This window comes from Vibrio sp. 1402 (genome assembly GCF_033340275.1).
Genome location: NZ_JAWOWE010000004.1, coordinates 330,266 through 355,706, shown reverse-complemented (window position 1 = coordinate 355,706; position 25,441 = coordinate 330,266). Strand labels below are relative to the sequence as shown.

Sequence of the window (25,441 nt, the reverse complement as noted above, 5' to 3'; positions counted from 1 at the left end):
TGTATTGATTGAATCAAAGTTTGAGTTGTGAGTGATGCCTCAATGAGCCGACAAAACAAAAGGGCTCCAGAGTTAACTCTGGAGCCCTTTCTAGTATTTAAGCTCTAAATAATTAGCGACGCTTTGGTTTACGTTGACCAGCTGGTTTGCCTTGTCCTTGCGGGCGACCTTGGCCTTGCGGCTTGCTACCTGCCGGGCGGTTTGCACCGTTGCCGCTAGGACGTTGGCCGTTGCTTGCAGGGCGTTGACCACCTGTAGCTTTGCCAGAACCGTTACGGTTACCAGATGGCTTACCATCTTTTGAACCGCTTTCAGAGCGTTTGTTCAAATGACCACCGAAGCCTGGTTGATTTTTGGTATGTTTGGTTGCAAAGCGGTTTGCCCCGTGACGACCAGATTTACGACGTTGCGCAGGTGTTTGTGCTTCAATGTCTTCTGCAGGAACGAGACAGCCTTGTTTGTCACCAATCAAATGTTTTTTACCCATACTGACTAGGGCTTCACGGATCATTGGCCAGTTTGCTGGATCGTGGTAACGCAACAGCGCTTTATGTAGGCGACGTTGACGTTCACCTTTTGCTACAGGTACATCTTCACGTTTTTTGTACTTCACGCGTTTCAGAGGGTTTGTCTCTGAGTAGTACATCGACGTTGCGTTACACATTGGCGAAGGGTAGAAGTTTTGTACTTGGTCACATTCGAAGTTGTTCTTTTTCAGCCACAGAGCAAGGTTCAGCATGTCTTCGTCTTCTGTGCCTGGGTGCGCAGAGATAAAATAAGGGATTAAGTACTGCTTCTTGCCTGCTTCTGCACTGTATTTCTCGAACATCTCTTTAAAGCGATCGTACGTACCCATGCCTGGCTTCATCATTAGATCAAGAGGACCTTTCTCTGTATGTTCCGGTGCAATCTTCAAGTAACCGCCTACGTGGTGAGTCACGAGCTCTTTCACGTATTCTGGTGATTCAATCGCAAGGTCGTAACGTACGCCAGATGCAACCATCACTTTCTTCACGCCTTCAACTTTACGCGCTTCGCGGTATAAATCGATCGTGTGTTTGTGGTCTGTGTTTAGCTTGTTACAGATGCCCGGGAATACACAAGAAGGACGACGACAGTTCGCTTCCGCTTTTGGATCTTTACAGCCCAGGCGGTACATGTTTGCAGTCGGGCCACCAAGATCGGAAATTGTGCCGGTAAAGCCCGGAACTTTGTCGCGAATTTCTTCAATCTCGTTGATGATAGACTCTTTCGAACGGTTTTGAATGATTCGACCTTCATGCTCGGTAATCGAACAGAAAGAACAGCCACCAAAGCAACCACGCATGATGTTCACAGACGTCTTGATCATGTCGTACGCAGGAATTTTTGCTTTCCCGTACATAGGGTGAGGGACACGCGCGTAAGGCAGGCCAAACACAAAGTCCATCTCTTCGGTCGTCAATGGAATTGGAGCTTGGTTTACCCAAAGTTCACGATCACCATGGCTTTGAAGTAACGCTCGACCAGAGTACGGGTTCGTTTCTAGATGCAATACACGGCTTGCATGCGCATAAAGAATGCGATCGTTTCTTAGCTTTTCAAACGAAGGTAAACGGACCGCAGTCGTCGCAGCATCGTGGCGTGATGGGCGAATCGTGATTGGTTGTGCAACTGGCTCGTCTTTTTTAGTTTCACACTGAGTTTCTACTTCGTATGGGTTCTTTGGTACGAACGCTTCTTTACGAGGTTTTTCAATGCGAGAAGAATCAATAACCGTGTAGCCTTCTGGCGCCGCTGGCAAGTTCACGGCAGTACCACGAATATTGGTCATGGTGCTGATGTCTTCGCCGTTTGCGATGCGATGTGCTACTTCGACAAGTGCGCGCTCTGCGTTACCAAAAAGTAGGATGTCTGCTTTTGCATCAAACAGTACAGAACGGCGAACTTTATCTGACCAGTAATCGTAGTGCGCCACACGGCGTAGGCTAGCTTCGATACCACCTAAAACAATAGGTACTTCTTTGTATGCCTCACGACAACGCTGAGAGTAAACCAAAGTCGCGCGGTCTGGGCGTTTACCACCTTCGTTATTCGGTGTGTACGCGTCATCGTGACGAAGCTTTTTATCCGCAGTGTAACGGTTGATCATGGAGTCCATGTTACCCGCAGTGATCCCGAAGAACAGATTTGGCTTACCAAGTTGCATGAACGCATCTTTATTTTGCCATTCTGGTTGAGCAATGATACCGACACGGAAACCTTGTGCTTCTAGCAGGCGGCCAATGATAGCCATACCAAAGCTCGGGTGATCCACATAAGCGTCACCGGTTACAATGATAATGTCACAGCTATCCCATCCTAGGGCATCCATTTCTTTGCGACTGGTCGGCAAGAAAGGTGCCGTACCAAAACACTCTGCCCAGTATTTTTTGTACTCATGAATAGGAGTGATGTTATTGGTCATATTTTGCTCTCTGTTCCAGGGAGCGCGAATTATAGCGATTTGATTATCAGGTATCTATAACAAACTCATCTATTCAAGCTTAGTTCATCGAGTTTTATTTGGTTTGTAAAAATATCAATGCTCTATCGGCGATTTTCTGTCTAATTTCACCTTGAAAGCCTCATGGTTATAGATCGGTTCATGAAAAATGTCGCAATCTTAATACAAAGCATAAGCAATGGTGTGCTTATATGGGGTAAAGCCTATAATCAAATTAGTGCATATTAAATGCAAAAGGCTGAGCTGCTCTGGAAATAGTTCTAAGTCGATAGGCTTATCGTTGACACAATCCATCTATAAAGAGGATCGGCAGGTCCCAACTGGAATGTCGCGAATTGACTGTGAATTTTGAGCCTTGGGCTAATTACAAAAAAAGGGGCTAGGGTATGAGTGAATCTACGACAACAGTGCATCCAAAAATGCAAACGACTTCCAGTCTAACTCCTGTTATAGAGTGGTCTTACGATATTGATACTCGCGAGTTCGAATGTGATCAGCAAGGAATGGCAAAGGCATTTGGGATAAGTACGCCAGTAACCAGCCTAAATAACTTGTTTGATCATATGCTGATGGGGCAACAAGAAACGCTAAAACAACGAATTCTAGAAGTGGAACTCTTTGGCGGACGGGGGCGGTTTTCTTGTTGCATGATGCTAAAAAACGTTAACTTAGTGCACGTTACTATTAGTTTTGAAAGGCTCAATAAGCGCATTATCCAAGGCACTATCATTCCACAATTAACAATCACTGGTTGCGAGGAGTTAGCGAAAATTCTCGAAACGATTTTTGATTTGCCAAATGTAGGCGTTTTAGTTGCCGATGAAGATACGCGCATCTTAGGTTGTAACCGTGCCTTTGAGTTGCAAATGGGCTATCAAAACCGAGATCTGGTTGGGCTTAAAACTCATATATTCAGTACCTCTCACCATAGCCAAGCGTTTTATGATCAGCTGTGGCAGCAAATTAATGATGAAGGATGTTGGTGTGGTAACTTGCTGAGCAAAACAGCAAACGGTAGCAACCAAGCTCATCATCTTTGTATTTACCGACTTACGTTTCATTCTGGACGAATTCTTTATCTCGGATTTTCTACGGATATTTCTGCTTCGTTGTTGTGGATGAAAAATCGTTGTGAACAACAGCATGATTGGGCTGCCTTTTTACCGACGAGGAAAGAATTTGAACTCCAATTAGCAACCTTAGCGAATGAAAGCAGAAATAAAGAACTCAACATTGTTATGACACTCAGACCCAAGTTTTCGGAGAGATACTTGCTTGAACAGCAATTAGGTTTTGCAGATTTTATTATGCGAAGTCGCTACACCAGTATTGCGGGGCAGTTATCTCGGGATGTGTTTGTCGTATGCTTGCAGACCCCTCATTGTCAATGGTTGAGCCCGGTTCGTTTGATCCAAATTGCCATGAAAGGGTTCTTTAATGAGCTTAGAAATGAAATGGGCACAAAAATGCATGCCACTATCGTTAAAGGCCAAACTGGTGTGTCAATCCTTGGCTATGATACGAACCGACCAAGACAAGCGCTAGCACATGCAGCGCAAGCGATGTTGTCCTCTATTTCCGGTGAAGGCAGCTATTTCAACTTTTACGACAGTGAACTTCACTCTGAATTAGTGAAGCGCCAACATCTCGAGGCGTTTTTGGAGGCGCAAATAGAGAGTGGGCTAGTGGACGTTTACTTTCAACCGATTATCGACGTTCAAACCGGAAGAGTGGTTAAGTTCGAGGCTCTCGCACGCTTCTATGATGAAAATGATGCGTATTGTACGCAAAAGATGATCGCTATTATTGAAGATCTAGAACTCATAGCGGCACTTGATGATGTGGTCTGCCAAGCTGCGTTGAAGCACTTTCCGCGCTTACAAGAAATTTATGGCGAGGAAGTGGGCGTGACCATCAATCGCTCCCTCAATACGAAATTGGATTCTCTTCAGATCCTTCAGCGGTCGCATGATTTGATTAAAGCCAGTGGTGTAGACCCTAAGCGAGTAACTATCGAGCTAACAGAAACCGCGTATTTTGAACAAGATGAGGAGCATACTCGAGCTCTAGAGGAAGTGCGGAAAGAGGGCATTGAGATCGCGATTGATGACTTCGGTACTGGGTATTCTTCTTTTTCTTATCTAGAAAAAGGGCAGTTTGATTTACTGAAAATAGACCGAAAATTCGTCAAGAACATTCATAAAGGGAGCACTAGCTATAACATTGTGAAAATGGTCACCGAGCTTGCACAGCAAATGAATGTAAAAGTGGTTGCTGAAGGCGTGGAATCTAAGCAAGAACTTCAAGTATTGGCAGAAATCGGTGTCGATTACATGCAGGGCTTTCTATTTTCTGCTGCCGTGCCTGTCGATTTGATGGATAAAGCGGACAGTTATGAGCATCTGTTCTCTGACATCGCGATTGAGTCTAAGCAAAGTGATGTGTTGCAATCTTTGAGCCATGAACAAGTCAGGTCTATGGACCCTGGAGAACCGCTCTCCTTGGCAGTGGAGTACATGAATTTGAATCCAAGCTCGCCTTTAGTTGTTCTCAATGAAAATCGTTGTGTTGGGTTAATTACGAAAGAGACGGTGAATTTACACCTAACGCCTTCGATGGGAACAGAGCGAGAAACTGAACGAGAAAGCCGAATTTGGAAACGTCCTGTTAATCAGATAATGAGCACCGAATTTGTGTTGGTTGATGAGGATTTACCTGTCTCTGTTATTCGAGAGTTGGTTAAAACCGGGATTCGTTTCCCTTGGGTACTGTGTAATACCAAAGAAGAGTACCGTGGAGTTTTAACGCAGGAAGACGCGTTGAAGTATCTTGCTTCTCTGTGAATAAAATTGTCTTACCGTTTTAGCTCATTTGGGGGCCGACTTTCGGTGGTTTGGCGATAGTTGATTTGATATTATCGCCCCCCAAAATGACTTTTGAGCGTGCATTCAACATGATTCAACAATTGCTGGTTACTTTCCCTCCGATGCTATTTGGCGCACAAGCGCTACTGACTTTGCTTCTAATCAAGGGCGATATTTGTCCTGGTCAGCGAGGACGTCTTCATAAAATGTTGCCTGCAGTAGCTGTATTGTGGCTCGCTGTTGCGTCACTTCGCATTGAAGCATTTATGATCGTGTTTGCTATTTTCTACTTCTATTCTCAGGTTCAAACCAAGAAAACGCGTGAAAAAGGGCCACTATGGGCGATGTATTTAGCGAATGGTTTGGCCTTTGCGTATGTGAGTATTCAAGTATTTGAGCAATCAAGCTGGCCAGCATCGATAGCGATAGCGCTAATGATATTTTTCCTTGGGGCGTCATTTTCTCAATTGCTGCTTACGATAGCTCGCAGCAGATTACAGGCATTTCACCGTATTTTACCAGTTACGGGCATTGTGTCTGGAATGCTATTAGTCATCGCAACGTTGTTTGCTTCTTACCAGTTAAATGAAGCTGCACTGAACGCTGCAACACAGCCAATCTTGCTGTCTTTAGCTATGTTAATTTCTTCAATTATTGTGTGGTGTTGGCATATTTTTACGCATAAGAAACCAGAAAAGGTGCAACTGAGCGTTGCCTTGTTGCTAGCACTCGCGTCGATGACGAGCCTGCAAGGTTTATTCTCTCTCGCGGCTTAACCTCTATTCTAAAGACAAAGCTAGACGGCTTATATCCAAGTGCTTTCTTGGTGCTTGGGTATAAGGTGATCACGTTTTAGATCGCACTCACTTTAAATTCGCGTGATTACTACTACGCTTATTTATATACCTTGTCCAAGAGGAGAGTCGCGATGGATTTAAGCAATGTAGGTAATCTGGACAGCACTATTTTGCTAGGTATCGTCAACGAAAAGCTACGTTTAGAGTGCGACAGTTTTGACGAGTTAGTATCAGTGTATGAGATGGATGTAGAGTCTGTAGTCGGCAAGCTTGATATGCTCGGTTATCAGTACGATCCATTGACTAACCAATTTAAAGCATATCAACGCTAAGCCTTTCATAATCCAAATCTTTTAAGCCACCTTGATTCCGTCAAGGTGGCTTTTACATTGTAGCCTCGCGGTTGCGAAAAAAGCTTGTAAGTAACGCTTTTCTTTCTCTGAGTGACGCGTTGCAGCAAACAAGCGACGCCATAAGCCTTGGCCGAAAGGTTTACTGGTAATAAGACCTTGGCGAGAAAATTCAGAAATCGCCCAATTGGGTAGTGCCGCCACCCCTAATCCAGCAGAGACCATCTGAACTAACATGAGAGTGTTGTCGGCTTGCTTCCATTTCGCAGGTTCTATTCCTGCTGGCTGAAGAAAGTGTTTTACGACGTCTAGCCTTTGTTTTTGAACCGGATAAGAGAGCATGGTTTGATCTGCGAGATCTTGCGGCTCAATAATTTCTTTTTCCGCCAATGGGTGGTTGGTTGCGGTAATTAAACGCATTTCAAAGTCGAATAGAGGCTCGTAGTGGACTTCGGATCGAGGTTGGATATCGGAAGTAATAACGAGATCGAGTTCGCCTGCCAATAGAGCTGGGAGTGGTTCAAAGCCAAAACCAGAGGAAAAGTCCAATGTTACGCTAGGCCAAGCAAGTTGGTACTCCCTAAGTGCAGGCATTAGCCATTGGAAGCAAGAGTGACATTCAATGGCCATATGTAATCGGCCATTGACGTCTTCTTTCAAGCTCGCTAAATCATTTTCTGCTCTTGCGAGTTTCGGAAGGATATCTTCTGCAAGACGCAATAGGATTTCTCCCTCTGAAGTGAACTTCACCGGACGAGTCTTTCTCAGGAACAGTTGCCCTCCAATTCGCGCCTCCAAATCTTTGATCTGATGAGACAGTGCCGACTGAGTGAGATGTAAAGCGGTCGCTGTTGCCGTTAGAGAGCCAGTGTCTCGAAGCGAAGTGAGTGTCCGCAAATGTTTTAGCTCTATCATGAATTCCTTTCATCCTTTGTTGCTCGCTATGAACAGAATAGCAATCGTGTAAATAACTTAACGACAAAAAATGGATATGTAAACGTCTAGACGTCTATTTGTTGTGTTTATTTGCGAATCATGTCGCCTCATGATGAATTTTTTTAATAAACAAGTTGAATAAATGGACGTTGTTCAAACCGCAGATGAGAGCGATAGTTTAGCCATCCAGACATCTTTCATGACGAAAGATACTCTGACCCAAACAAATTAAACAAGATTGAAAAAGGAATAGGGACATGGCTACAACAACGCACGTACTAGGTTATCCACGCATCGGTGAAAAACGAGAATTAAAATTCGTTCAGGAAAAATACTGGCGCGGAGAAATTGATCAAGCAGAGCTTAAAAAGGTTGGAGCAGATCTGCGCGCTAAAAACTGGCAAACGCAAACAGATGCTGGCTTGAGTTTTACCACCGCTGGCGATTTTGCTTGGTACGATCATGTACTGACGACCACGTTGTTACTGGGTCACGTGCCAAAACGTCACGCAGACGGTTTCCCTGATTTGGATACGCTATTCAAAGTGGGTCGCGGTCAATCTCAAGCGGGTTGCGGCTGTGCGGGCGCTGCAGCATCGGATATGACTAAATGGTTCAACACAAACTACCACTACATCGTACCTGAATTTAGCAAGGACGATACATTTGAAGTGAGTTGGCCTCAACTGTTTGAAGAAGTCAACGAAGCAACCCAAGCTGGGCATAAAGTGAAGCCAGTTTTGCTTGGTCCAGTCAGTTATCTTTACTTAGGTAAAGAGGTAGAAGAAGGGTTCGATCGCCTGACGCTACTGCCACGATTGCTTACGGCTTACCAAGCTATTTTGGCAAAGCTCGCAAGTCAAGGTGTTGAGTGGGTTCAGATTGATGAGCCAATTTTGTCACTGGAGCTAGAAAGCAAATGGGCTGATGCGTTCAAGCTAGCGTACCAAGTGATTCGAAGCGATGTAAAAGTGCTGCTAACGACGTACTTTGACTCTATAAGCGATACGCTAGACAAAATTGTAAAGCTACCAGTGGATGGTTTACATATCGATTTATCTGCCGCGCCTCAGCAGCTTGACGACGTGGTTGCCAAACTACCGGAGGGGTGGGTGCTGTCTGCTGGCGTGGTCAACGGTCGTAACGTGTGGCGCTCGGATTTGAGTGCGCAACTTGAACGTCTACAGCCAGTAAAAGAAAAACTGGGCGACAACCTTTGGGTTGCGAGCTCATGCTCTTTGCTACATAGCCCGGTTGATCTGGAACAGGAAACAGAACTCAGTGAGGAAGTGAAAAGCTGGTTTGCGTTCGCAAAACAAAAAGTAACAGAAGTCGCCTTGCTTGGCCGCGCACTCGATGGTGATCAAGATGCGATTCTCGCTTGTGATACCTACAGCCAGCCAATCAAAGCACGTAAAACGGCAACGCATGTGAATAAGCCACAAGTTCAAGCACGTTTAAACAGTATTACTGCGTCACTTGCCGAGCGCAGCGCACCTTACGCGGAGCGTGCTGCGCATCAAGCTGAAGTATTGGGCTTGCCTTTGTTGCCAACAACGACAATCGGCTCTTTTCCTCAAACGGATGAAATCCGGGTGCAGCGCAGCGCTTATCGTACAGGTCAATTATCTGAGTCTGAATATATCCAAGCACTTAAAGGACATATTGCTGACGCAGTAAAACGTCAAGAGGCGCTCGACCTAGATGTGCTAGTTCATGGTGAAGCAGAGCGTAACGACATGGTGGAATACTTCGCTGAGAACTTGGCGGGTTTTCAAACGACCAAATTTGGTTGGGTACAGAGTTATGGTTCTCGCTGTGTGAAACCTGCCATTGTAGTTGCTGACATTGAACGTGAAAAACCGATCACAGTTGAATGGTCGACGTACGCACAATCGCTAACCAGCAAACAGATGAAAGGCATGTTGACTGGACCAGTAACGATTTTATGTTGGACGTTCCCACGTGAAGACATCACACGTCAAGAAATTGCGCAGCAACTTGCTTTGGCACTACGTGATGAGGTGTCTGACCTGCAAGATGCAGGCATCAATATCATTCAAATTGACGAGCCAGCCATTCGAGAAGGTTTACCACTCAAAAAACGCGATCACAAAGCGTACTTAGAATGGGCCGTAAATGCGTTTAAGGTCTCTGCGGCAAGTGCAAAACCAGAAACTCAGATTCACACTCATATGTGTTACAGCGAGTTCAATGAAATCATTGATTCGGTTGCGGCACTCGATGCGGACGTCATTACCATTGAAACATCTCGCTCAAATATGGAGCTGCTGAAAGCATTTGAAGAGTTCAATTACCCGAACGAAATTGGCCCTGGTGTTTATGACATTCACTCACCAAACATTCCTACGGAAGAATGGATTGAAGGTTTAATCAAGAAAGCGGCAGAAAAAATTCCGGCTCAACGTTTGTGGGTAAACCCAGATTGTGGTCTGAAAACACGAAACTGGAAGGAGACAGAAGCCGCATTGGCAAATCTGGTTTCAGCGGCGAAGAAGCTCCGTGCTGAGCTGGCGTAACACATCGTTGCAGCAAATAAAAACGGAGACTGTGGTCTCCGTTTTTCTATTCTTAATTGTTAACTTTCGTTTTCAGATTATCCAATAATAGCGAATCATCGTCTCATGCCGAAAGCAACAAAAATTACTGTAGCTACTTCACCTGAGTACAAGTCTGTGCGGAAACCAACTCATCTGCCATCAACTGACCGCGAGAATTACGTACCTTAATACGATACATCAAGCCCATATCAATTTGCTTGCGAACTTCTGGGTTGCTGCAGTAGGTATAGATACTGGTATTCAGTACTTGATTTAACGGCTTTGCACCGAGTGCGCCATCGTTATAAATCATCATCATCTCTACAACATTTTTGTTGGATGAGACACGCATTATTTGCAGTGGACCGTACTCTAAAGGGAGGCCCGCAGACAAGACTCCTGCTCGGTTTGATGCCATAAGCTCAAGTTGGCGCTGATTATCATCGGTTGATGAACAGCCAGCCAGAGCACCAAATACCAAGAAAAGACACAGTAATTTTTTCATAAATTAAAACACTTTTTTGAACGGTTTCACGATTACATGATCGTAAACACCAGCCGCTACATAAGGATCGGCTTCTGCCCACGCTTTAGCATCCTCTAGAGAAGCGAATTCAGCGATGACAGTTGAGCCCGTAAATCCAGCTTCACCAGGATTGTCAGAATCTATCGCAGGCATCGGACCAGCTGTAAGAAGGCGGCCTTCGTCTTGTAGCTTTTGTAAGCGATCCAAGTGTTGTGGGCGAACGCTCATGCGTTTTTCCAACGAGTTCTCAACGTCCTGTGAAAAGATGACATACCACATAGCATAGTTCCTTAATTGGTAGGGTAAAGTGTTAATTTAACGCCTTTTTTGTGTCTCTCACAAGTGAACAACAGAAAATGTGAGATCCTTTCTAACTGTTAGCGTTGTAGGTTGACTAATTCTGAACCGGACGCGGTTTACCTTCACTGTCAATGGCTACGTAGTTGAAGGTCGCATCACAAACCATGAAGCGTTCGCCAACACCGTGAGCTTTGACGGGTTTGACCCATACTTCCAAATCGACACTCATGGATGTGCGGCCGATCTTAGTGCATTCGCCGTAGCAGCATACGACATCGCCCACACCAACAGGTTTTTTGAACGTAATGCTTGATACCGAAACGGTGACAACGCGACCACAAGAGATCTCTTTTGCCAGAATCGCGCCTGCTAAGTCGAGCTGTGACATTATCCAACCGCCAAAAATATCGCCATTGGCGTTTGTATCTGCAGGCATTGCAAGGGTACGAAGCAGCATTTGACCTTTCGGAGAGCTAATTTCTTGACTCATTGTGACATCCTAAATCTTAAAGGCGCTCAAACTAAGCGCCAACATAGTAAATACCTAGAACCAAAGGTCCTTAAAAAACCGCAGATACCGGACCAGAGAAAGTTGGTTTACAGCAGCAAGAATGGTCTGAAAACGGTACGTTGTTTGAGCGGTTTACTGATACATGGAGCAAAACAGCGACCCTAAGGTCGCTGTGAAGTCGCGGATTATAGCAAAACTGAGTTTTTAATCATCAGTGGACACATCGGATGAGTTATTTTTTTGTTCTTTTGGCATGTGTTTATAAATGTAAAAGCCAGTCACAATCATGTAGGCAAATGTCGCGATCAACATTCCAAATACTTTGAAGTTAACCCAAACATCCAATGGCAATTCGTAAGCAATATAAATATTTAGGCCAGCGAAGAATGAGAAGAAGCCAACCCAAGCCCAGTTAATCTTTGCCCAAACAGCGTCAGGTAACGTAATTTCCTTGCCTAGCATACCTTTGATGGCTGATTTTCCCAATGCGTGGCTCACTGCTAAGCCAATCGCCAGAATCGCGTAAATGATGGTGACTTTCCACTTTATAAAATTGTCGTCGTGGAAGAAAAGGGTCATGCCGCCGAAGATAGTGACGATAACAAATGTTATTAGCTGTATCTTTTCGACTTTCTTATACAGCGCATAGGTGACGACAAGTTGAATGGCTGTTGCTACGATCAGTGCACCTGTCGCCACGTAGATGTCGTACAGCTTGTATAAAGCGAAGAAAACGATGAGTGGTATAAAGTCTAGGATCTGCTTCATGATGGCAAAATCTACCTAATTATTGAATTGAAGACAGTCTAACGGAATCTGACAAGATGTGAATACTGAGGAAGTTAAGGTAAGAATAGTAACACTTAGTATATCGTACAGCCCGCAAGCTTCTTCCACGTCGAAACAGCAAATGGAAGGAATAAAAATTGCCGCGTGAAGCGGCAATAGAGTTGAGAGTTTTAAACCTTAAGCCACACGTTGATATTGGGAAATAAGCGTTTTTACATCTTCTAAATAGCCTTCCCGCAGTAAGTTATCGACCGTTGCTTCTAGCTCTTCGAGGGACATCGTGAAGCAAGTGGATTTACCAGTCATCAGGGTCAGATATTGATGATACTCTTCTTCTGTATAGTGGCCTAAGCGATCAAGTAACAGTGTTTTGATTCCATGATGAATCAAGCCGTAGTATGTATGTCGATGAAGTAACATGGCGATCTCCTTATCAAGCTCATACGCTACTCATTTGCAGCCTGCTTGACCTTCTGGATAATTCGATTTACTCCAATAATGCACATCTAGTGCCAATTCTATATTTGCAAATTAAAAAGTGCTGGAAGGTGCAAAATTCTCGTTCTGTAACCATCTTTGGATGACGACTTGAAGTGCATTTAACGTGGTGGGCTTTTCGAGCCTGTCATCCATGAGTGTCGAAATTAGCTCCAACTCTCTAGCTCCAGACTCACCAGATAAGGCAATGATTGGAACGGAGGATGTGATTTGCTTAATCCGCTGGCTGGCGTCAAATCCATTCATTACCGGCATTTGGACATCCATAAGAACGAGATCAATCTTGTGAGAGTGGAATAGTTCTACCGCAGAGGCTCCATTATTTGCTTGTAAGCTGTTGACTCCCAATCTTTTTAAATACATCTGTACCAAGGTGCGTTGCACCTCTTTGTCATCTACAATGAGCACTGTTGGTGCATCTTTACATACTTGTACGTGTTGAGCTGAATGATTTTCAGAATGTGATGCAGTTGCTTTCCAGCTATCAAAGTCCGGTGCTCTTAATGTCTCTGGTTTTGGTGCGTTTGGTACGACTGGGAAATACAAGTAGAATTCTGTGAACTCGTTCAATTCAGACTGGCACTCTATTCGTCCTCCGAAGGAGCGCATAACACGTTGGCAATAGCCCAAACCTAAGCCACTGCCTCCGCTTTTTTGATACGAGAAAAAGTCATCAAATATCTTGTGTAAGATACTGCTATCTATACCTGGCCCACTATCTCGGAAGATCAGAATGTTTTCGTAAGCCCCCGTCTGGGTACGAATCTCAATTTGACTGTCGGGATAAGAATCAAAATAGTAGATAGCGTTACGAATCAAATTGAAAATGACAAAGTTAAACAGGGTCTCATTTAACTTCGCGACAAAATCGTGTGCCTGTGGCAGGTTAATTCTCTCTATTATTTGATCGTTTTCAAAACCATAACGGCTTACTGCTTGGTCGATGGCTTTATGTATGGAAGTGAGAGCTAAAGGCTCATGCTCTGGTGAACTGTCGCTAACTTCTCGTAAAATAATATCGATAAGTTGTCTACCGCGTTGTATAGCGGCTTCACCTTTATCAATTTCTCTTTTTAGCGTATCCAGTGAGGCGTTTGACTCTATATGCTGTTTTAAAGCTTCAAATTGTAATTGTACTTGAGCGAGAGGGTTACGCATTTCATGTGCAATGGAGTTAGCCAGCGCACGGCTTTGGCGTACCTTTCTATCGGCTTCAATGGTGCTCTGGATGCGAACTAATAACGTTTGCAGAGCTGAGATTTCTTCATTAGAAAACAGCTTATTATCTATTTTATGTGAAGAAATTAGTAAGTGAGTAACAGACTTTCCACGACCGAAGAGAGGCATAACGAGCGCAGTATTGCTTGAGCGCATGCGCTCGTAGAGCTTTCTCATCGACCCTTTAGAAGAGGAGGCATAATCAATTTCTTCAGACAACTCATCTAGCACGAGAACTGACTTGCTTGACGGCAGGTACTCTTCGTAAAACGTTTCTGTGTAATTGCTAGTGACTAGCTGTAGCTTGTTGTTTGGTATGTTAAGTAACGATGCCAACTGACGCATAGCATCATCTATTGAGCGTTTAAACTCTTCCTCTAACCCAAGGATTTGCTGAACGGGAGTGTGTCGTTTCCCATAAATAAAATACGAAGCGAAACGACTGACTCGCTTAAAAAGCAAGTGCCAAGTGATACCGATAAGCGCACATAAAGGTACCGCAACAAGCCATTGGTTATCTTCAGAGATAGGAATAAATATCGCCCCTAGCGGCAGAACAAAAATGGCGCAGACTAAGAGCGCGCTTACCGTTAAGTACGTGAGATATTTAGCGCTGTAGAAGCGAGAGGTAAGTAGGGCATAGCCCACAAACAACATTTCGCTGATTGAAAGTGCTGGTGGTAACCAAGTTAGGGAGAAGTCGCCAAGGAAATACGTCATTCCAAGGTGTATCACTGCCGTAGATAACATGAATACCAAAATGCCAGCGATCATATAGTTGCTTTTTGCTAGCGTGAGCTTGCTGCTGTTAGCGCGCATGGCAATCAAGTTAAGCAGCGTTAGTACCACGAAAGCTAGCAAACTAATGAAAAAATATGAGGTATGTGGGCCAAATTCAATGACGAACTGGCTTGGACCACTAATGGTGACATTTTCGACAGTAAGATTCGGCACTAAGTTGATGTACAGTGAATACGTTGCTAGTGCGACAAAGACGACTTTTTGCCAGACTTTGACCGCTGTTTTTTTAACATCTGCGGTTAACTGGCAAGAAAAATAGAATGCAAACGCAAAGGCGAAAAAAGACGCTAAGTTCGCTAACTTAGCCATAAAAATGCCACCAACAGAGCCTAATTCTGGCAATAAATCGGTATGGAAATAGGCGTTACTGCTTATCCAAACAATGATACAGCTGGAATAAGCGATGTAAGGCGCGTGATGCGAGCCTAAGATTGATTCACTCTTCTGTTTTAGGCGATAGCAGTAATACAGTAGCCAAGCGAATACTATTAGTACAGTCGCGTACAATGCCATTGCTTTTGGGTAAAAGAGACCGTGCAAATGAACATCAAGCATGCTCATTCACCTTTTTATCCATTCTTTTTGTTCGTACGCAATGTTTGTAGTCGCGAAATTGTATGTCTTGAAATGCTTCAACCATCATACCTAAATTCCAGAAACCGCGGTATGTCTTGGTACCGTCACCGTTAATGTCGCGGTATCCTGAGTGAAAGTAGGCACTTAAATCAATAGATTGATAGAAATTTAACATAAATACTTGCTCAATAATGGTAAAGCCGAGCTTATAGCCTGCTTTATAGAGCTCGCTCATCATAGTTTTTTGCGCCAGATACAAAAAATACAGCTTTTGTTGGATGTTGCCTCCCACCATAAGGCGCAGCACTTCGCAAACCGCTTCAGTGTTCTTTACATGAGATTGAAACTGAGCATCAAACCCAATAAGAGTGTGCTCATGAGTTAGAGCACGACACTCCAAAATACCCAGTTGATTGAGAACACTGTACCCATGATTAGGAAAGCAAAACTGCCATTGTTCGTTACTAAACTGTGGTGAGTAACTGAGCCAGTTATTTCGCTGATGCCAGCCTTGCACTAAAGTGGAGGAGACCATGATTGGTGAAGATGACGATTTGAGCAAGAGCGCAAAGTGCTGCCCTTTTTGCGAGAGTGATAAAAGAGGCAAGATTTCAAACCATTGTTCAGTTTGGACGAAAAGCTCAAGATTACTCAGTGTGATCGCTTTGGAAATCGGCATTAACGCTGCATGATTTGGCAGCATTACCTCAAGATCGCAATCTGCGATATCTTCAATTAACACGCTAGTATAGCTGTGGTCGTCAAACGGAAGCGGAGTAGGAATCGCAGCTTCGTTTGAAGGATATTTTTGCTTGATTGCTTCGATCTCGCATTGACACCAGAAAACCATCCAATGCGGGTAACAATCTGCGGCAAGTTGTTCAAGTAAATGAATCTCTTTGGAGAAACCTGTCGGATACTGTTGCACTAAATCTCGATAATCCATTAACTCAAATAGTGCAGAAAGACTTTTTGATGCGTGTTTAGGAAAGAGAGATTTAAGCAGTTTTATTCGATACAGAGCAACCTGTTGAAAAAGAGCATCTCGTTTTTGTTTCGTTAGGGTAAGAATAACTGAGTCAACCAGTGCCTGCTGCTTTGATTCGATCGGCAAATTTGTTTTGGTGAGATATTCCAAAGATTGCTCAAGACTCATGATATAACCTAGTTCTAACGTTTTTTTATATTTTGTAATGGTTTATATCATTTTGAAAAATTTATGCCATCGGTTTCTATTTGTATAGTTACGTAATGCAAGAAAAGACAAAAAAACCGCTCATTATGAGCGGTTTTTGGTCTATTCAAGAAAGGGTTAGGCTTCTTGCTTTTTTAGCTCAGCTTCTGCCGTTTCTTCTTCAATTAGCGCATCAACGATAACTGCACATGCAGCATCACCTGTGATGTTCAGTGCTGTACGAATCATATCGAAAATACGGTCAAGAGCGAATAGCAGCGGTAGACCTTCAATTGGAATGCCAGCGGCAAGAAGCACGGCAACCACTAGGAAAGAAGGGCCAGGAACACCCGCTTGACCAACCGCACCCAATGTAGACGTTACGATAATTGCAATGTAAGCGCCCATGCCTAGATCGATATTGAACAGTTGAGCAAAGAAGATAGCAACCAAGCCATAGTAAATCGCATTACCTGACATGTTGATCGTTGCGCCTAGAGGCAGAACAAATGATGCAGTTGAATTTTTTACGCCCAGCTCTTTTTCACAGGTGTCCATTGTGACAGGCAGTGTTGCCATAGAAGACGCTGTTGAAAGCGCAACTGCTTGCGGTTTCTTCATTGAAGACAGGAATTTCTTCGCAGATGTCTTCGTGAAAACATGCACCATTGCTGGGTAAACAACGAAACCGAAGATTAGGATGGCGGCAACGTAAACAACGAACAGTTTAAACACCACCATTAGCGCACCAAAACCGAACGTACCGACGGCTTCTGCCATCAGACCAAATACACCGATAGGTGCAATGATCATTACTTTGTTGATCATCCAAACCATTGCGTCAACGATGCAGTTAACACCATTGATGATTGGTTCACGACGTTCTTTTGCTTGCTTAGAAATCGCAATACCAAAGAACATACAGAAAACGAGGATCTGTAGGATGTTTGCTTCATTTAGTGATTGGAAAACGTTGGTTGGGATCATACCAGTGATGGTTGCCCAGAAAGTAGGTAGTTCACCTTTTGAAGCGTATTCTGCTGAGAACATGCCTTCAACGCCAGAGACGTCGATACCCATGCCTGGTTGGAATACTTCACCCATAAATAGTGCAAGCGCAACGGCTAGGGCGGATGTTAAACCAAAATAACCTAGAGTGACGATACCAACTTTACCTGCTGACTGGCTGTTCCCAAGACCAGCGGCGCCAGAAATCAAGGCTACAGCGACCAAAGGAATAACCAACATTTTGATTAAGTTGATAAAGATAGCACCTAAAGGAGCGAACACTGTCGCATCATGACCCATCATGGCACCAACGGCTGTGCCCACGATCATGGCGATTACGACTTGTACGCCAATGTTGTTTAGCAAACTCTTTTCTTTTAACACTTCCATAACCTCTGTGCTAATAAAATGTAAAATCCTAAAATTACCCACTAACCATAAATGGATTTACGGATAATTATCTCGCCTTGCTTTTTACACTTATCGTTTACAATTGGCAATATGCAGCAAGGTATTATTGATGGATTAATCGATATTTTATTGACGAACGATAAAGTTTTGTTCAGTAGCAAACGTTTGCTATTGATTTTTCTTATAAGGGTTACGCTTGGGATTGTTCAAGTTTATTTTTCTTTATTTGTTTTCTTTTTGTTAATTTTAACCGCTTTTGTATTTGCTATTGCAGTCAGAGTTTTTAGTGACTTGGGGTGATATTTATAACAATTCATCTCTTTCAAGCTCACACTTTTATTAATTTGCCTTCTGAAATGTTAATTACTTTACATTCTTAGTCCTGATTGCGTTGTAAACATAATGTTAAATGGTAATGACTGGTGAGAATCAAATGCTGACGATCCAGTGTTAAGGATAACTTGCTTAGTTAATGCTCCTGAGCTGATTAGACGAGAAAGACAAGTAAGAGGTGAAGAGACTATGATGAATCTTGCTGCTGCGTTACAAAGAAATGCTGCGAGTAAACCAGATAAAACGGCGTTGATATGTGGCGCTGAAAAGATAAATTATGCGCAGTTTAATGCGATCGCCGGCAAGATCGCAGCGTCTTTAATCAATAAAGGCGTAAAGCCAGGTGACCGCGTTGCGATTTCATGCCCAAACATTCCTTTTTTCGCGTTTGTTTATTATGCAATACAAAAAGCTGGCGCGGTTGCAGTCCCATTAAATGTGCTTTTGAAAGCGCGAGAAATTAAGTATCACTTAGAAGATTCAAAAGCGAAGTTTTATTTCTGCTTTGAAGGGACGAAAGAACTGCCAATGGCAAAAGAGGGCGTCAAAGCCTTTGAACAAGTCGATACATGCGAAGGCATAGTCGTACTGACTCAATCTCAAGATCAAAGCTATTGGAATGGTGTAATAACTCTCAATGCGTTTATAGCCGATGTCCAACCGTTGCCGGATTATATACCGCGTAATGCGGATGATACTTGTGTGGTTTTGTATACATCAGGGACGACAGGCTTACCAAAAGGCGCTGAGCTGACCCAGCAGAACATCATAATGAACGCTCTGGTGGCACAAAATATTATGGGCAGCCAGGCCGATGATATTCACTTAGTAACTTTGCCTTTATTTCATACATTTGGTCAAACCGTCCACTTAAATGCTAGTGTTTTGGGCGGGGCAACATTGGTGTTAGTGCCTAGGTTTGAGCCTAAACATGTTCTTGAGCTGGTGGAAAAACATAGGGTGACGATATTTGCTGGTGTGCCAACGATGTACATCGGTCTGCTTCATGTGCAGCATCAATTTGATACCTCGTCATTGCGTGTTGCAGTAAGCGGTGGTGCGTCATTGCCAACCGAAATCTTTCGAACCTTTGAAGAAACATTTAATGTGCCGATCTTAGAAGGATACGGGTTGTCGGAGACAAGTCCTATTGCATGTTTTAATCATTTAGATCAGGAGCGAATACCAGGCTCGGTAGGTCAACCGGTTCAAGGCGTCGAAGTAAGAGTTATCGACATTGAAGGCAATGCACTACCGATAGGCGAAGAAGGTGAGATTGTTGTGCGTGGTCATAATGTTATGAAGGGATATCTTGACCGCCCAGAAGTTACTGAATCTGCGCTACAAAATGGTTGGTTCCATACTGGTGATGTGGGCCGCTTTGACAGTTCAGGTAATTTATTTATTGTCGATAGAATGAAAGATCTGATCATTCGAGGTGGATTTAATGTTTATCCCAGAGAAATTGAAGAAGTTTTCATGACTCATCCTGCCGTTTCAATGGTCGCGGTGATAGGGATTCCAAATGAAGAGTATGGCGAAGAGATAAAAGCCTACGTTGTACTTAAACCAAAAGAATACATTGACGCCGATTCATTACAAAAGTGGGGTAAAGAGCAATTAGCCTCGTTTAAATATCCTCGTTATGTCGAAATTCGTGAACACCTCCCGATGAGTGCGACAGGAAAGATTTTGAAACGTGAGTTGAAATCTGAATTGAATATAGCTTAGTCAATTCAATGGTTTTTGTGTCACAGCGCCACTTGCCTAAGTGCAAATGGTGTTGTGCTCTTGACCAATTAGATGCATAAGGTTTTTAGCTATCGTTAGACAATACTTACCGTTTGTTGAATGGATCTATTGCTCGAGTTCTTTAAAGTATTCTTCTAAGCGTTTCGGATTGGTAATGGTTACTGAGCCATAGTTTAGCTCTAGCATCCCAATACTTTCTAATCGTTTTAGTATCTTGTGTACGCTCTGACGAGTTAGCCCCATCATGTTAGCGATATGTTCTCTTGTTACCCTGACAACGCATGGTCGAGTAGCGATCGCTTGATTAAGTTGGTATTCAGCAAGTAGCAGCAACCTTTTGGCGACTCGTTCTTCAATTCCTCTAATCGCGTCATCTTCGATAACAGAAATAGCAGACCACAAGCGGCGGCTAAGTAAGTCGAGTATAGTGGGGTAACTTTGAGGGTATTTGGCGAGTAATTGGCGAAATTTATCTCCAGGAAGCTCCATTACAGTCACGTCCGAATGCGCGGTCGCACCAAAAATACGAGGCATGCCGGGAGAAAAAACATTGTCTCCAAACCAGCCACCAGCTTCGAAAATCATCAGTGTGACTTCTTTGCCTTTTGAACTAATTGAGTTCACTCTCACTGCACCTTGAGCTATGACCATAAGAGAAGATTGAAGCGCACCTTTATTGCAAATCAGTGCTTTTTCGTCGAAGCAGCGAACCTTAGTCATTTGCGCTGCTTCACTAAGCCCTTTATCTGGCAGCCCTGATAGTACAGGACATTTGGCTAGCAGTGTTTTGACTTCTTCCATGTAGCAACCTTACTGCACATTGCTTTATTGAGTTAGTTAAGTTACCCAAGCTTAACACTCTTTGAGTGCTCTGCTTGAGATAGATTTGGAAAGTGCGGGCGTTGAACAAAAAATGACGTGGTATAAACGCGATAGTAAGAAAACGCCCACTAAACATAATGTTAAGCGGGCGTTGTTGTGTCATATCAAACTGAAATTATTTTTGAGTGGCAGCTTTCATTACAGAAACGAATTCACCTAGCTTGTCGAGCATAATTTGTGGCTGCTCAACGTTCGCTTCAATGATTTTTACCACGGCTGAACCAGAAATTGCACCAGCCGCACCAGATTCTAGTGCTTGTTTCACCTGTGCAGGCTCAGAGATGCCAAAACCAAGTAGCGCTGGTGGTGCATCAAATTGGTTCAGTCTATCGAGCATATGACCTACAGGCATGTTTGCTTTGGTTTCTGCGCCAGTAACACCTGCACGAGAGAGTAGGTAAGTGTATCCGCCACCCAACTCTGATACTTGCTTCAGTGTTTCATCACTTGCCGTTGGTGGTGCGATGAAGATTGGGTGAATACCAAACTTTTCTGCAGCAGCAACAAATTCAGCACTTTCATTAGTTGGTACGTCTGCAATCAAAACAGAATCGATGCCTGCTTTTGCACAACGCTCATAGAAGTTCTCGATACCACGAGAGTAAACAAGGTTCGCGTACATCAGAAGGCCAATAGGCAACTCTGGGTACTTAGCTCGGATCTTACCGATTTGCTCGAAGCAGATATCTGGTGTTGCACCTGAATCTAACGCGCGAATGTTAGCGCCTTGGATGGTTGGGCCATCGGCTAGCGGATCTGAAAATGGAATACCAAGTTCAAGGGCATCTGCGCCAGACTCAACCAGTGTTTCCATGATTTTGTAAGACTGCTCTGCGTTTGGATCGCAAACCGTTACGAACGGTACAAACGCGCCTTGGTTCTTTTCGTTTAGGCGCTCAAACATCTTTTCATAACGGCTCATTAGATTGCTCCTTTTTCTTCTAGGATGGCATGCACAGTGAAGATATCTTTATCACCACGACCAGATAGGTTAACAACCAACAATTGCTCTTTTTCTGGGTTCTCACGAGCCATACGCAGTGCATGAGCCAGTGCGTGAGAAGATTCTAGAGCAGGGATGATACCTTCGTGACGCGCAATCTCTTGGAATGCTTCTAGCGCCTCATCATCTGTTACGTTGTCGTATTCAGCACGGCCGATTGCGTTTAGGTGGGCGTGTTGTGGACCAACTGAAGGGAAATCAAGACCAGCAGATACTGAGTAAGACTCTTCAACTTGGCCGTTTGGATCTTGCATCAATGGCGCTTTCATACCGAAGAAGATGCCTGTTTTACCATGCTTAAGTGGTGCACCGTGCTGGTCAGTATCGATACCTTTACCTGCTGGCTCAACACCAATTAGGCGAACGCTTTCTTCTTCGATGAAGTCAGCAAACATGCCGATAGCGTTTGAACCACCGCCCACACATGCGATAACCGCGTCAGGAAGACGACCTTCACGTGCCAAAATCTGATTCTTCGTTTCTTCACCAATCATTCTCTGGAAATCACGAACGATCGTTGGGAATGGGTGAGGACCTGCCGCTGTACCTAGTAGGTAATGCGCATCTTCATAAGTTGCAGACCAGTCGCGTAGCGCTTCGTTACATGCGTCTTTAAGCGTTGCTGAACCCGAGTGGACAGGAATAACTTCTGCGCCCATTAGCTTCATACGGAATACGTTCGGGCTTTGACGCTCAACGTCTTTTGCACCCATGTAAACGCGACACTTAAGGCCAAGTAGTGCACACGCTAGTGCAGTTGCTACACCGTGTTGGCCTGCCCCCGTTTCTGCGATGATTTCGTTTTTACCCATGCGTTTTGCAAGCAGAGCTTGACCTAACACTTGGTTGGTCTTGTGCGCGCCACCGTGAAGTAGGTCTTCACGTTTTAGGTACAGTTTGGTTTTCGTACCTTTGGTTAGGTTACGAGTTAGAGTCAAAGCCGTTGGACGACCCGCATACTCTTGAAGAAGCGTCATGAATTCGCTGCGGAATTCTGGATCTTCTTGCGCGTCGATAAACGCTTGCTCTAGTTGCTCCAGCGCTGGAACTAGAATTTGCGGAACGTACTGACCGCCGTATTCGCCAAAGTAGGCATTCAGTTTTGCCATCGTTATATTCCTTCTCGTATTTTTCGCTACGAATAGCTTTAAATTTTTTAGCTGATGTCCAGCTTTAGTAGTTGCGAATGGCGGTGAAGGCCGCAAGCAACTTCTGTGAATCTTTTTTGCCTGGTGCGCTTTCTACACCAGAGTTTAAATCTAATCCCAAGCAACCTAGTGTCGCTGCTTGTTGAGCATTTTCTGGCGACAGTCCGCCCGCTAGCATAATTTGACTTGGGTCGCCGATCAGTGACCAGTCGAACACTTGTCCGGTTCCACCTGTTTGAGTGCCAACTTGTGCATCTAATAGGTGACGGTCAATGTTGTCCGAAAGCAGTTCTGGCTTCGCATCTGTCACACCGTAAGCTTTCCAGATTTCAACACATGCTGGTAGCTCTGCTTTTAGCTGATTAACGTAAGCTTGGTCTTCTTGACCGTGCAGTTGCACCGCTTTTAAACCCAAAGAGGTCACGACAGAAGCAACAAAATCGATATCGTGATTTTGGAACACGCCTACGTAGTTAAGTGGAGCACCGCTCATGGTTAAGCGCGCACCTTCAAGGTCGACCGCACGCTTCGAATTCTCGACAAAAATCAGACCACCAAATACCGCACCAGCTTGGTACGCTTTCGCTGCGTCATCTGGGTGCGTTAAGCCACAGACTTTGTTTTCGCCTAACGTCACTTTACGTACTGCAAGTTCAAGGTTGTCTTCCGCCATCAGTGAACTACCAATCAAGAAGCCGTCTGCGTATTCCGCTAAATCACGAACTTGTTGATGTGTATAAATGCCAGATTCTGAGATTACTGTTGCGTTAGGAGCCAGTTCACGAATGGTCGGTGCCAGTTCTTTAGTACGATTCAAATCGGTACTTAGATCGCGAAGGTTACGGTTATTAATGCCGATAACGCGTGCGCCTAGCTTAACTGCACGATGAAGCTCTTCTTCGTTGCTGACTTCGGTCAAGATACCCATGTTCAGGCTGTGCGCTGCTTCCTCTAGCGCTTTGTACTCTTCGTCATTAAGGACAGAAAGCATAAGTAGCACGGCATCAGCACTGTAATGACGCGCTAGGTAAACTTGGTAGGTATCTACCATGAAGTCTTTGCACAGAACCGGTTGTTTGACTTGACCACGCACTTGAGGAAGAAAGTCAAAGTTACCTTGGAAGTACTTCTCGTCTGTTAGGACTGAAATCGCATCAGCATGGTTGTTGTAAACCGATGCAATGTAATCCAAGTCGAAGTGATCACGAATCAAACCTTTAGAAGGAGATGCCTTCTTACATTCGGTGATGAAGGCCGTCTTTTCGCCACTCAGAGCATCGTAGAAGCTGCGGTCCGATGGCAGCAAATCAGACTTAAATGTGCTTAGCGGTTGAGACACCTTACGGTCTGCTACCCACTGATATTTGTCGCGGACAATTTTCGCCAGTACTTCTGCCATTTCTGCTTCTTTCTTAGAAACGTGTTCAGACAGGTTGTCAGCTTGCTGAGTGTTGAAGTCAGTCATCTTCTTCAATTCCTTAAGCGTGTGCGGCAAGTTGTTGTACCAATTGGTACGCCTTGCCTGAATTCATTGCCTCAATCGCTTGTTGCGTGTTGGCTTTTAAATCTTCGTGGCCGAATAGACGCATTAGCAGAGCAACGTTTACTGCCACTGCACCCAACTGTGCGTCTGTACCTTTACCCGTCAGGATATTGGTAATGATCGCTTTGTTTTCTTCAGGATCGCCACCTTTGATTGCTTCTAGTGGGTGCGCTTCTAGACCGAAGTCTGCAGGCGTTAATTTGTATTCTGTGATCTTACCGTCTTTGATTTCGGCAACGGTTGTTTCACCGTGAATTGCTACTTCGTCCAAGCCACTGCCGTGTACTACAGCGGCGCGCTTCATACCCATTTGTAGCATGGTTTCTGCGATAGGACGAACCAGTTCTTCACTGTAAACGCCCATCAATTCGATGTTAGGACGAGCAGGGTTAATCAGTGGGCCAAGAATGTTAAAGATGGTGCGTGTTTTCATAGTTTGACGCACTGGCATCGCATGGCGCACACCACCGTGGTATTGAGGTGCAAATAGGAAAGCGACACCAATATCGTCTACCGCTTTGCGCGTATCTTCTGCGCTCATAGCTAGGTTGATACCAAATGAATCAAGAAGATCAGAAGAACCAGATTTGCTTGAAACGCTGCGGTTACCGTGTTTCGCTACTTTTAGACCACATGCTGCAGCAACAAACGCCGCAGTGGTTGAAATGTTGATGGTGTTGTGACCGTCACCACCAGTACCTACGATATCTGCGAAATCGTAATCTGGGCGAGGGAATGGATTTGCGTTTGCCAGCAGTGCTTTCGCCGCGCCTGCAATTTCGTCTGGCGTTTCGCCTTTGAGTTTTAGTGCAGTCAGTGCTGATGCCATCAAAATTGGGTCTAGTTCACCACGGATAATGATGTCGAATAGCTGTTGGCTCTCTTCCTGAGTAAGCGATTCTTGCTCGTACAGTTTGGTAATAATAGGGTTGATGATTGCTTCCATATTTCCTCTCCTAAATTTCTTATGTGCCA

Annotated in this window: 20 protein-coding genes; 5 read left to right on the top strand and 15 right to left on the bottom strand. The window is 44.3% G+C overall.

All coding sequences use genetic code 11. The features are described from left to right. Positions 1 to 112: 112 nt before the first annotated feature. Entirely contained in the window at positions 113 to 2,446 is a 2,334-nt protein-coding gene (locus R7044_RS10655; protein ID WP_025767256.1) for a YgiQ family radical SAM protein, read from the bottom strand. A gap of 425 nt (positions 2,447 to 2,871) precedes the next feature. Between R7044_RS10655 and R7044_RS10650 the strand changes: the two genes are divergently transcribed. The 3 genes from R7044_RS10650 (at position 2,872) to R7044_RS10640 (ending at position 6,478) form a co-directional block, all read left to right on the top strand. Then, positions 2,872 to 5,328: an EAL domain-containing protein gene (locus R7044_RS10650; protein ID WP_158159707.1), complete on the top strand. Its 2,457-nt coding sequence runs from the start codon at positions 2,872 to 2,874 to the stop codon at positions 5,326 to 5,328. Between the two features lie 86 nt (positions 5,329 to 5,414). Then, a complete protein-coding gene (locus R7044_RS10645) occupies positions 5,415 to 6,125 on the top strand; it encodes a hypothetical protein (protein ID WP_064376491.1) in 711 nt (236 codons plus the stop codon). A 152-nt stretch (positions 6,126 to 6,277) separates the two neighbouring features. Further along, positions 6,278 to 6,478 (top strand): DUF4250 domain-containing protein, encoded by a 201-nt coding sequence (locus R7044_RS10640; protein ID WP_005376762.1) that lies wholly within the window; start codon positions 6,278 to 6,280, stop codon positions 6,476 to 6,478. A 21-nt stretch (positions 6,479 to 6,499) separates the two neighbouring features. On the opposite strand, the gene metR is transcribed toward R7044_RS10640, so the two are convergent. Continuing rightward, complete coding sequence (gene metR / locus R7044_RS10635) at positions 6,500 to 7,411, bottom strand: HTH-type transcriptional regulator MetR (RefSeq protein WP_005386724.1); 912 nt, start codon at positions 7,409 to 7,411, stop codon at positions 6,500 to 6,502. A 278-nt stretch (positions 7,412 to 7,689) separates the two neighbouring features. Between metR and metE the strand changes: the two genes are divergently transcribed. Next, on the top strand, positions 7,690 to 9,972 hold the full coding sequence (gene metE, locus R7044_RS10630; protein ID WP_085569780.1) for a 5-methyltetrahydropteroyltriglutamate--homocysteine S-methyltransferase: 2,283 nt from the start codon (positions 7,690 to 7,692) through the stop codon (positions 9,970 to 9,972). Between the two features lie 133 nt (positions 9,973 to 10,105). Here metE and R7044_RS10625 read toward each other — a convergent pair whose 3' ends face one another. The 8 genes from R7044_RS10625 to R7044_RS10590 all read right to left on the bottom strand — a co-directional run bounded on the left by R7044_RS10625 (position 10,106) and on the right by R7044_RS10590 (position 17,784). Further along, positions 10,106 to 10,498, bottom strand: coding sequence for a GspS/AspS pilotin family protein (locus R7044_RS10625; protein ID WP_005386726.1), 393 nt, complete (start codon positions 10,496 to 10,498; stop codon positions 10,106 to 10,108). A 3-nt stretch (positions 10,499 to 10,501) separates the two neighbouring features. Next, entirely contained in the window at positions 10,502 to 10,798 is a 297-nt protein-coding gene (locus R7044_RS10620; protein WP_005386727.1) for a YciI family protein, read from the bottom strand. Positions 10,799 to 10,913: 115 nt separating this feature from the next. After that, positions 10,914 to 11,309 carry an acyl-CoA thioester hydrolase YciA gene (yciA, locus tag R7044_RS10615; RefSeq protein WP_005376768.1) on the bottom strand — a complete coding sequence of 132 codons (396 nt, stop codon included), beginning with the start codon at positions 11,307 to 11,309 and terminating at the stop codon, positions 10,914 to 10,916. A gap of 225 nt (positions 11,310 to 11,534) precedes the next feature. Continuing rightward, positions 11,535 to 12,098 carry a septation protein A gene (locus tag R7044_RS10610; RefSeq protein ID WP_205390935.1) on the bottom strand — a complete coding sequence of 188 codons (564 nt, stop codon included), beginning with the start codon at positions 12,096 to 12,098 and terminating at the stop codon, positions 11,535 to 11,537. 198 nt (positions 12,099 to 12,296) lie between these two features. Then, the gene (locus R7044_RS10605; protein WP_017634694.1) at positions 12,297 to 12,539 is read right to left on the bottom strand and encodes a hypothetical protein; all 243 of its coding nucleotides are present in this window, start codon (positions 12,537 to 12,539) and stop codon (positions 12,297 to 12,299) included. Positions 12,540 to 12,650: 111 nt separating this feature from the next. After that, a complete protein-coding gene (locus R7044_RS10600; RefSeq protein ID WP_054577047.1) occupies positions 12,651 to 15,191 on the bottom strand; it encodes a hybrid sensor histidine kinase/response regulator in 2,541 nt (846 codons plus the stop codon). Continuing rightward, positions 15,184 to 16,368 carry an acyl-homoserine-lactone synthase gene (locus R7044_RS10595; protein ID WP_225455561.1) on the bottom strand — a complete coding sequence of 395 codons (1,185 nt, stop codon included), beginning with the start codon at positions 16,366 to 16,368 and terminating at the stop codon, positions 15,184 to 15,186. Before R7044_RS10595 ends, R7044_RS10600 begins: the two co-directional genes overlap by 8 nt. A 156-nt stretch (positions 16,369 to 16,524) precedes the next feature. Continuing rightward, positions 16,525 to 17,784, bottom strand: coding sequence for a dicarboxylate/amino acid:cation symporter (locus R7044_RS10590; protein ID WP_005376774.1), 1,260 nt, complete (start codon positions 17,782 to 17,784; stop codon positions 16,525 to 16,527). Positions 17,785 to 18,327: 543 nt separating this feature from the next. On the opposite strand from R7044_RS10590, the gene R7044_RS10585 reads away from it, so the two are divergent. After that, positions 18,328 to 19,869 carry a long-chain-fatty-acid--CoA ligase gene (locus tag R7044_RS10585; RefSeq protein ID WP_225455560.1) on the top strand — a complete coding sequence of 514 codons (1,542 nt, stop codon included), beginning with the start codon at positions 18,328 to 18,330 and terminating at the stop codon, positions 19,867 to 19,869. A gap of 126 nt (positions 19,870 to 19,995) precedes the next feature. Here the strand turns inward: R7044_RS10585 and R7044_RS10580 are convergent, their stop codons facing one another. From R7044_RS10580 to trpD, 5 genes are all read right to left on the bottom strand, one after another. Further along, complete coding sequence (locus R7044_RS10580; protein WP_033905676.1) at positions 19,996 to 20,691, bottom strand: Crp/Fnr family transcriptional regulator; 696 nt, start codon at positions 20,689 to 20,691, stop codon at positions 19,996 to 19,998. Positions 20,692 to 20,887: 196 nt separating this feature from the next. After that, entirely contained in the window at positions 20,888 to 21,694 is an 807-nt protein-coding gene (gene trpA, locus R7044_RS10575) for a tryptophan synthase subunit alpha (RefSeq protein ID WP_033905674.1), read from the bottom strand. Next, positions 21,694 to 22,884, bottom strand: a complete 1,191-nt coding sequence (gene trpB, locus R7044_RS10570; protein WP_005445041.1) for a tryptophan synthase subunit beta — start codon at positions 22,882 to 22,884, stop codon at positions 21,694 to 21,696. The genes trpA and trpB overlap by 1 nt, the downstream gene beginning before the upstream one ends. A 64-nt stretch (positions 22,885 to 22,948) precedes the next feature. Next, on the bottom strand, positions 22,949 to 24,388 hold the full coding sequence (gene trpCF / locus R7044_RS10565) for a bifunctional indole-3-glycerol-phosphate synthase TrpC/phosphoribosylanthranilate isomerase TrpF (protein WP_033905672.1): 1,440 nt from the start codon (positions 24,386 to 24,388) through the stop codon (positions 22,949 to 22,951). A gap of 13 nt (positions 24,389 to 24,401) precedes the next feature. Continuing rightward, positions 24,402 to 25,412: an anthranilate phosphoribosyltransferase gene (gene trpD / locus R7044_RS10560; RefSeq protein WP_033905671.1), complete on the bottom strand. Its 1,011-nt coding sequence runs from the start codon at positions 25,410 to 25,412 to the stop codon at positions 24,402 to 24,404. Positions 25,413 to 25,441: the final 29 nt, after the last annotated feature.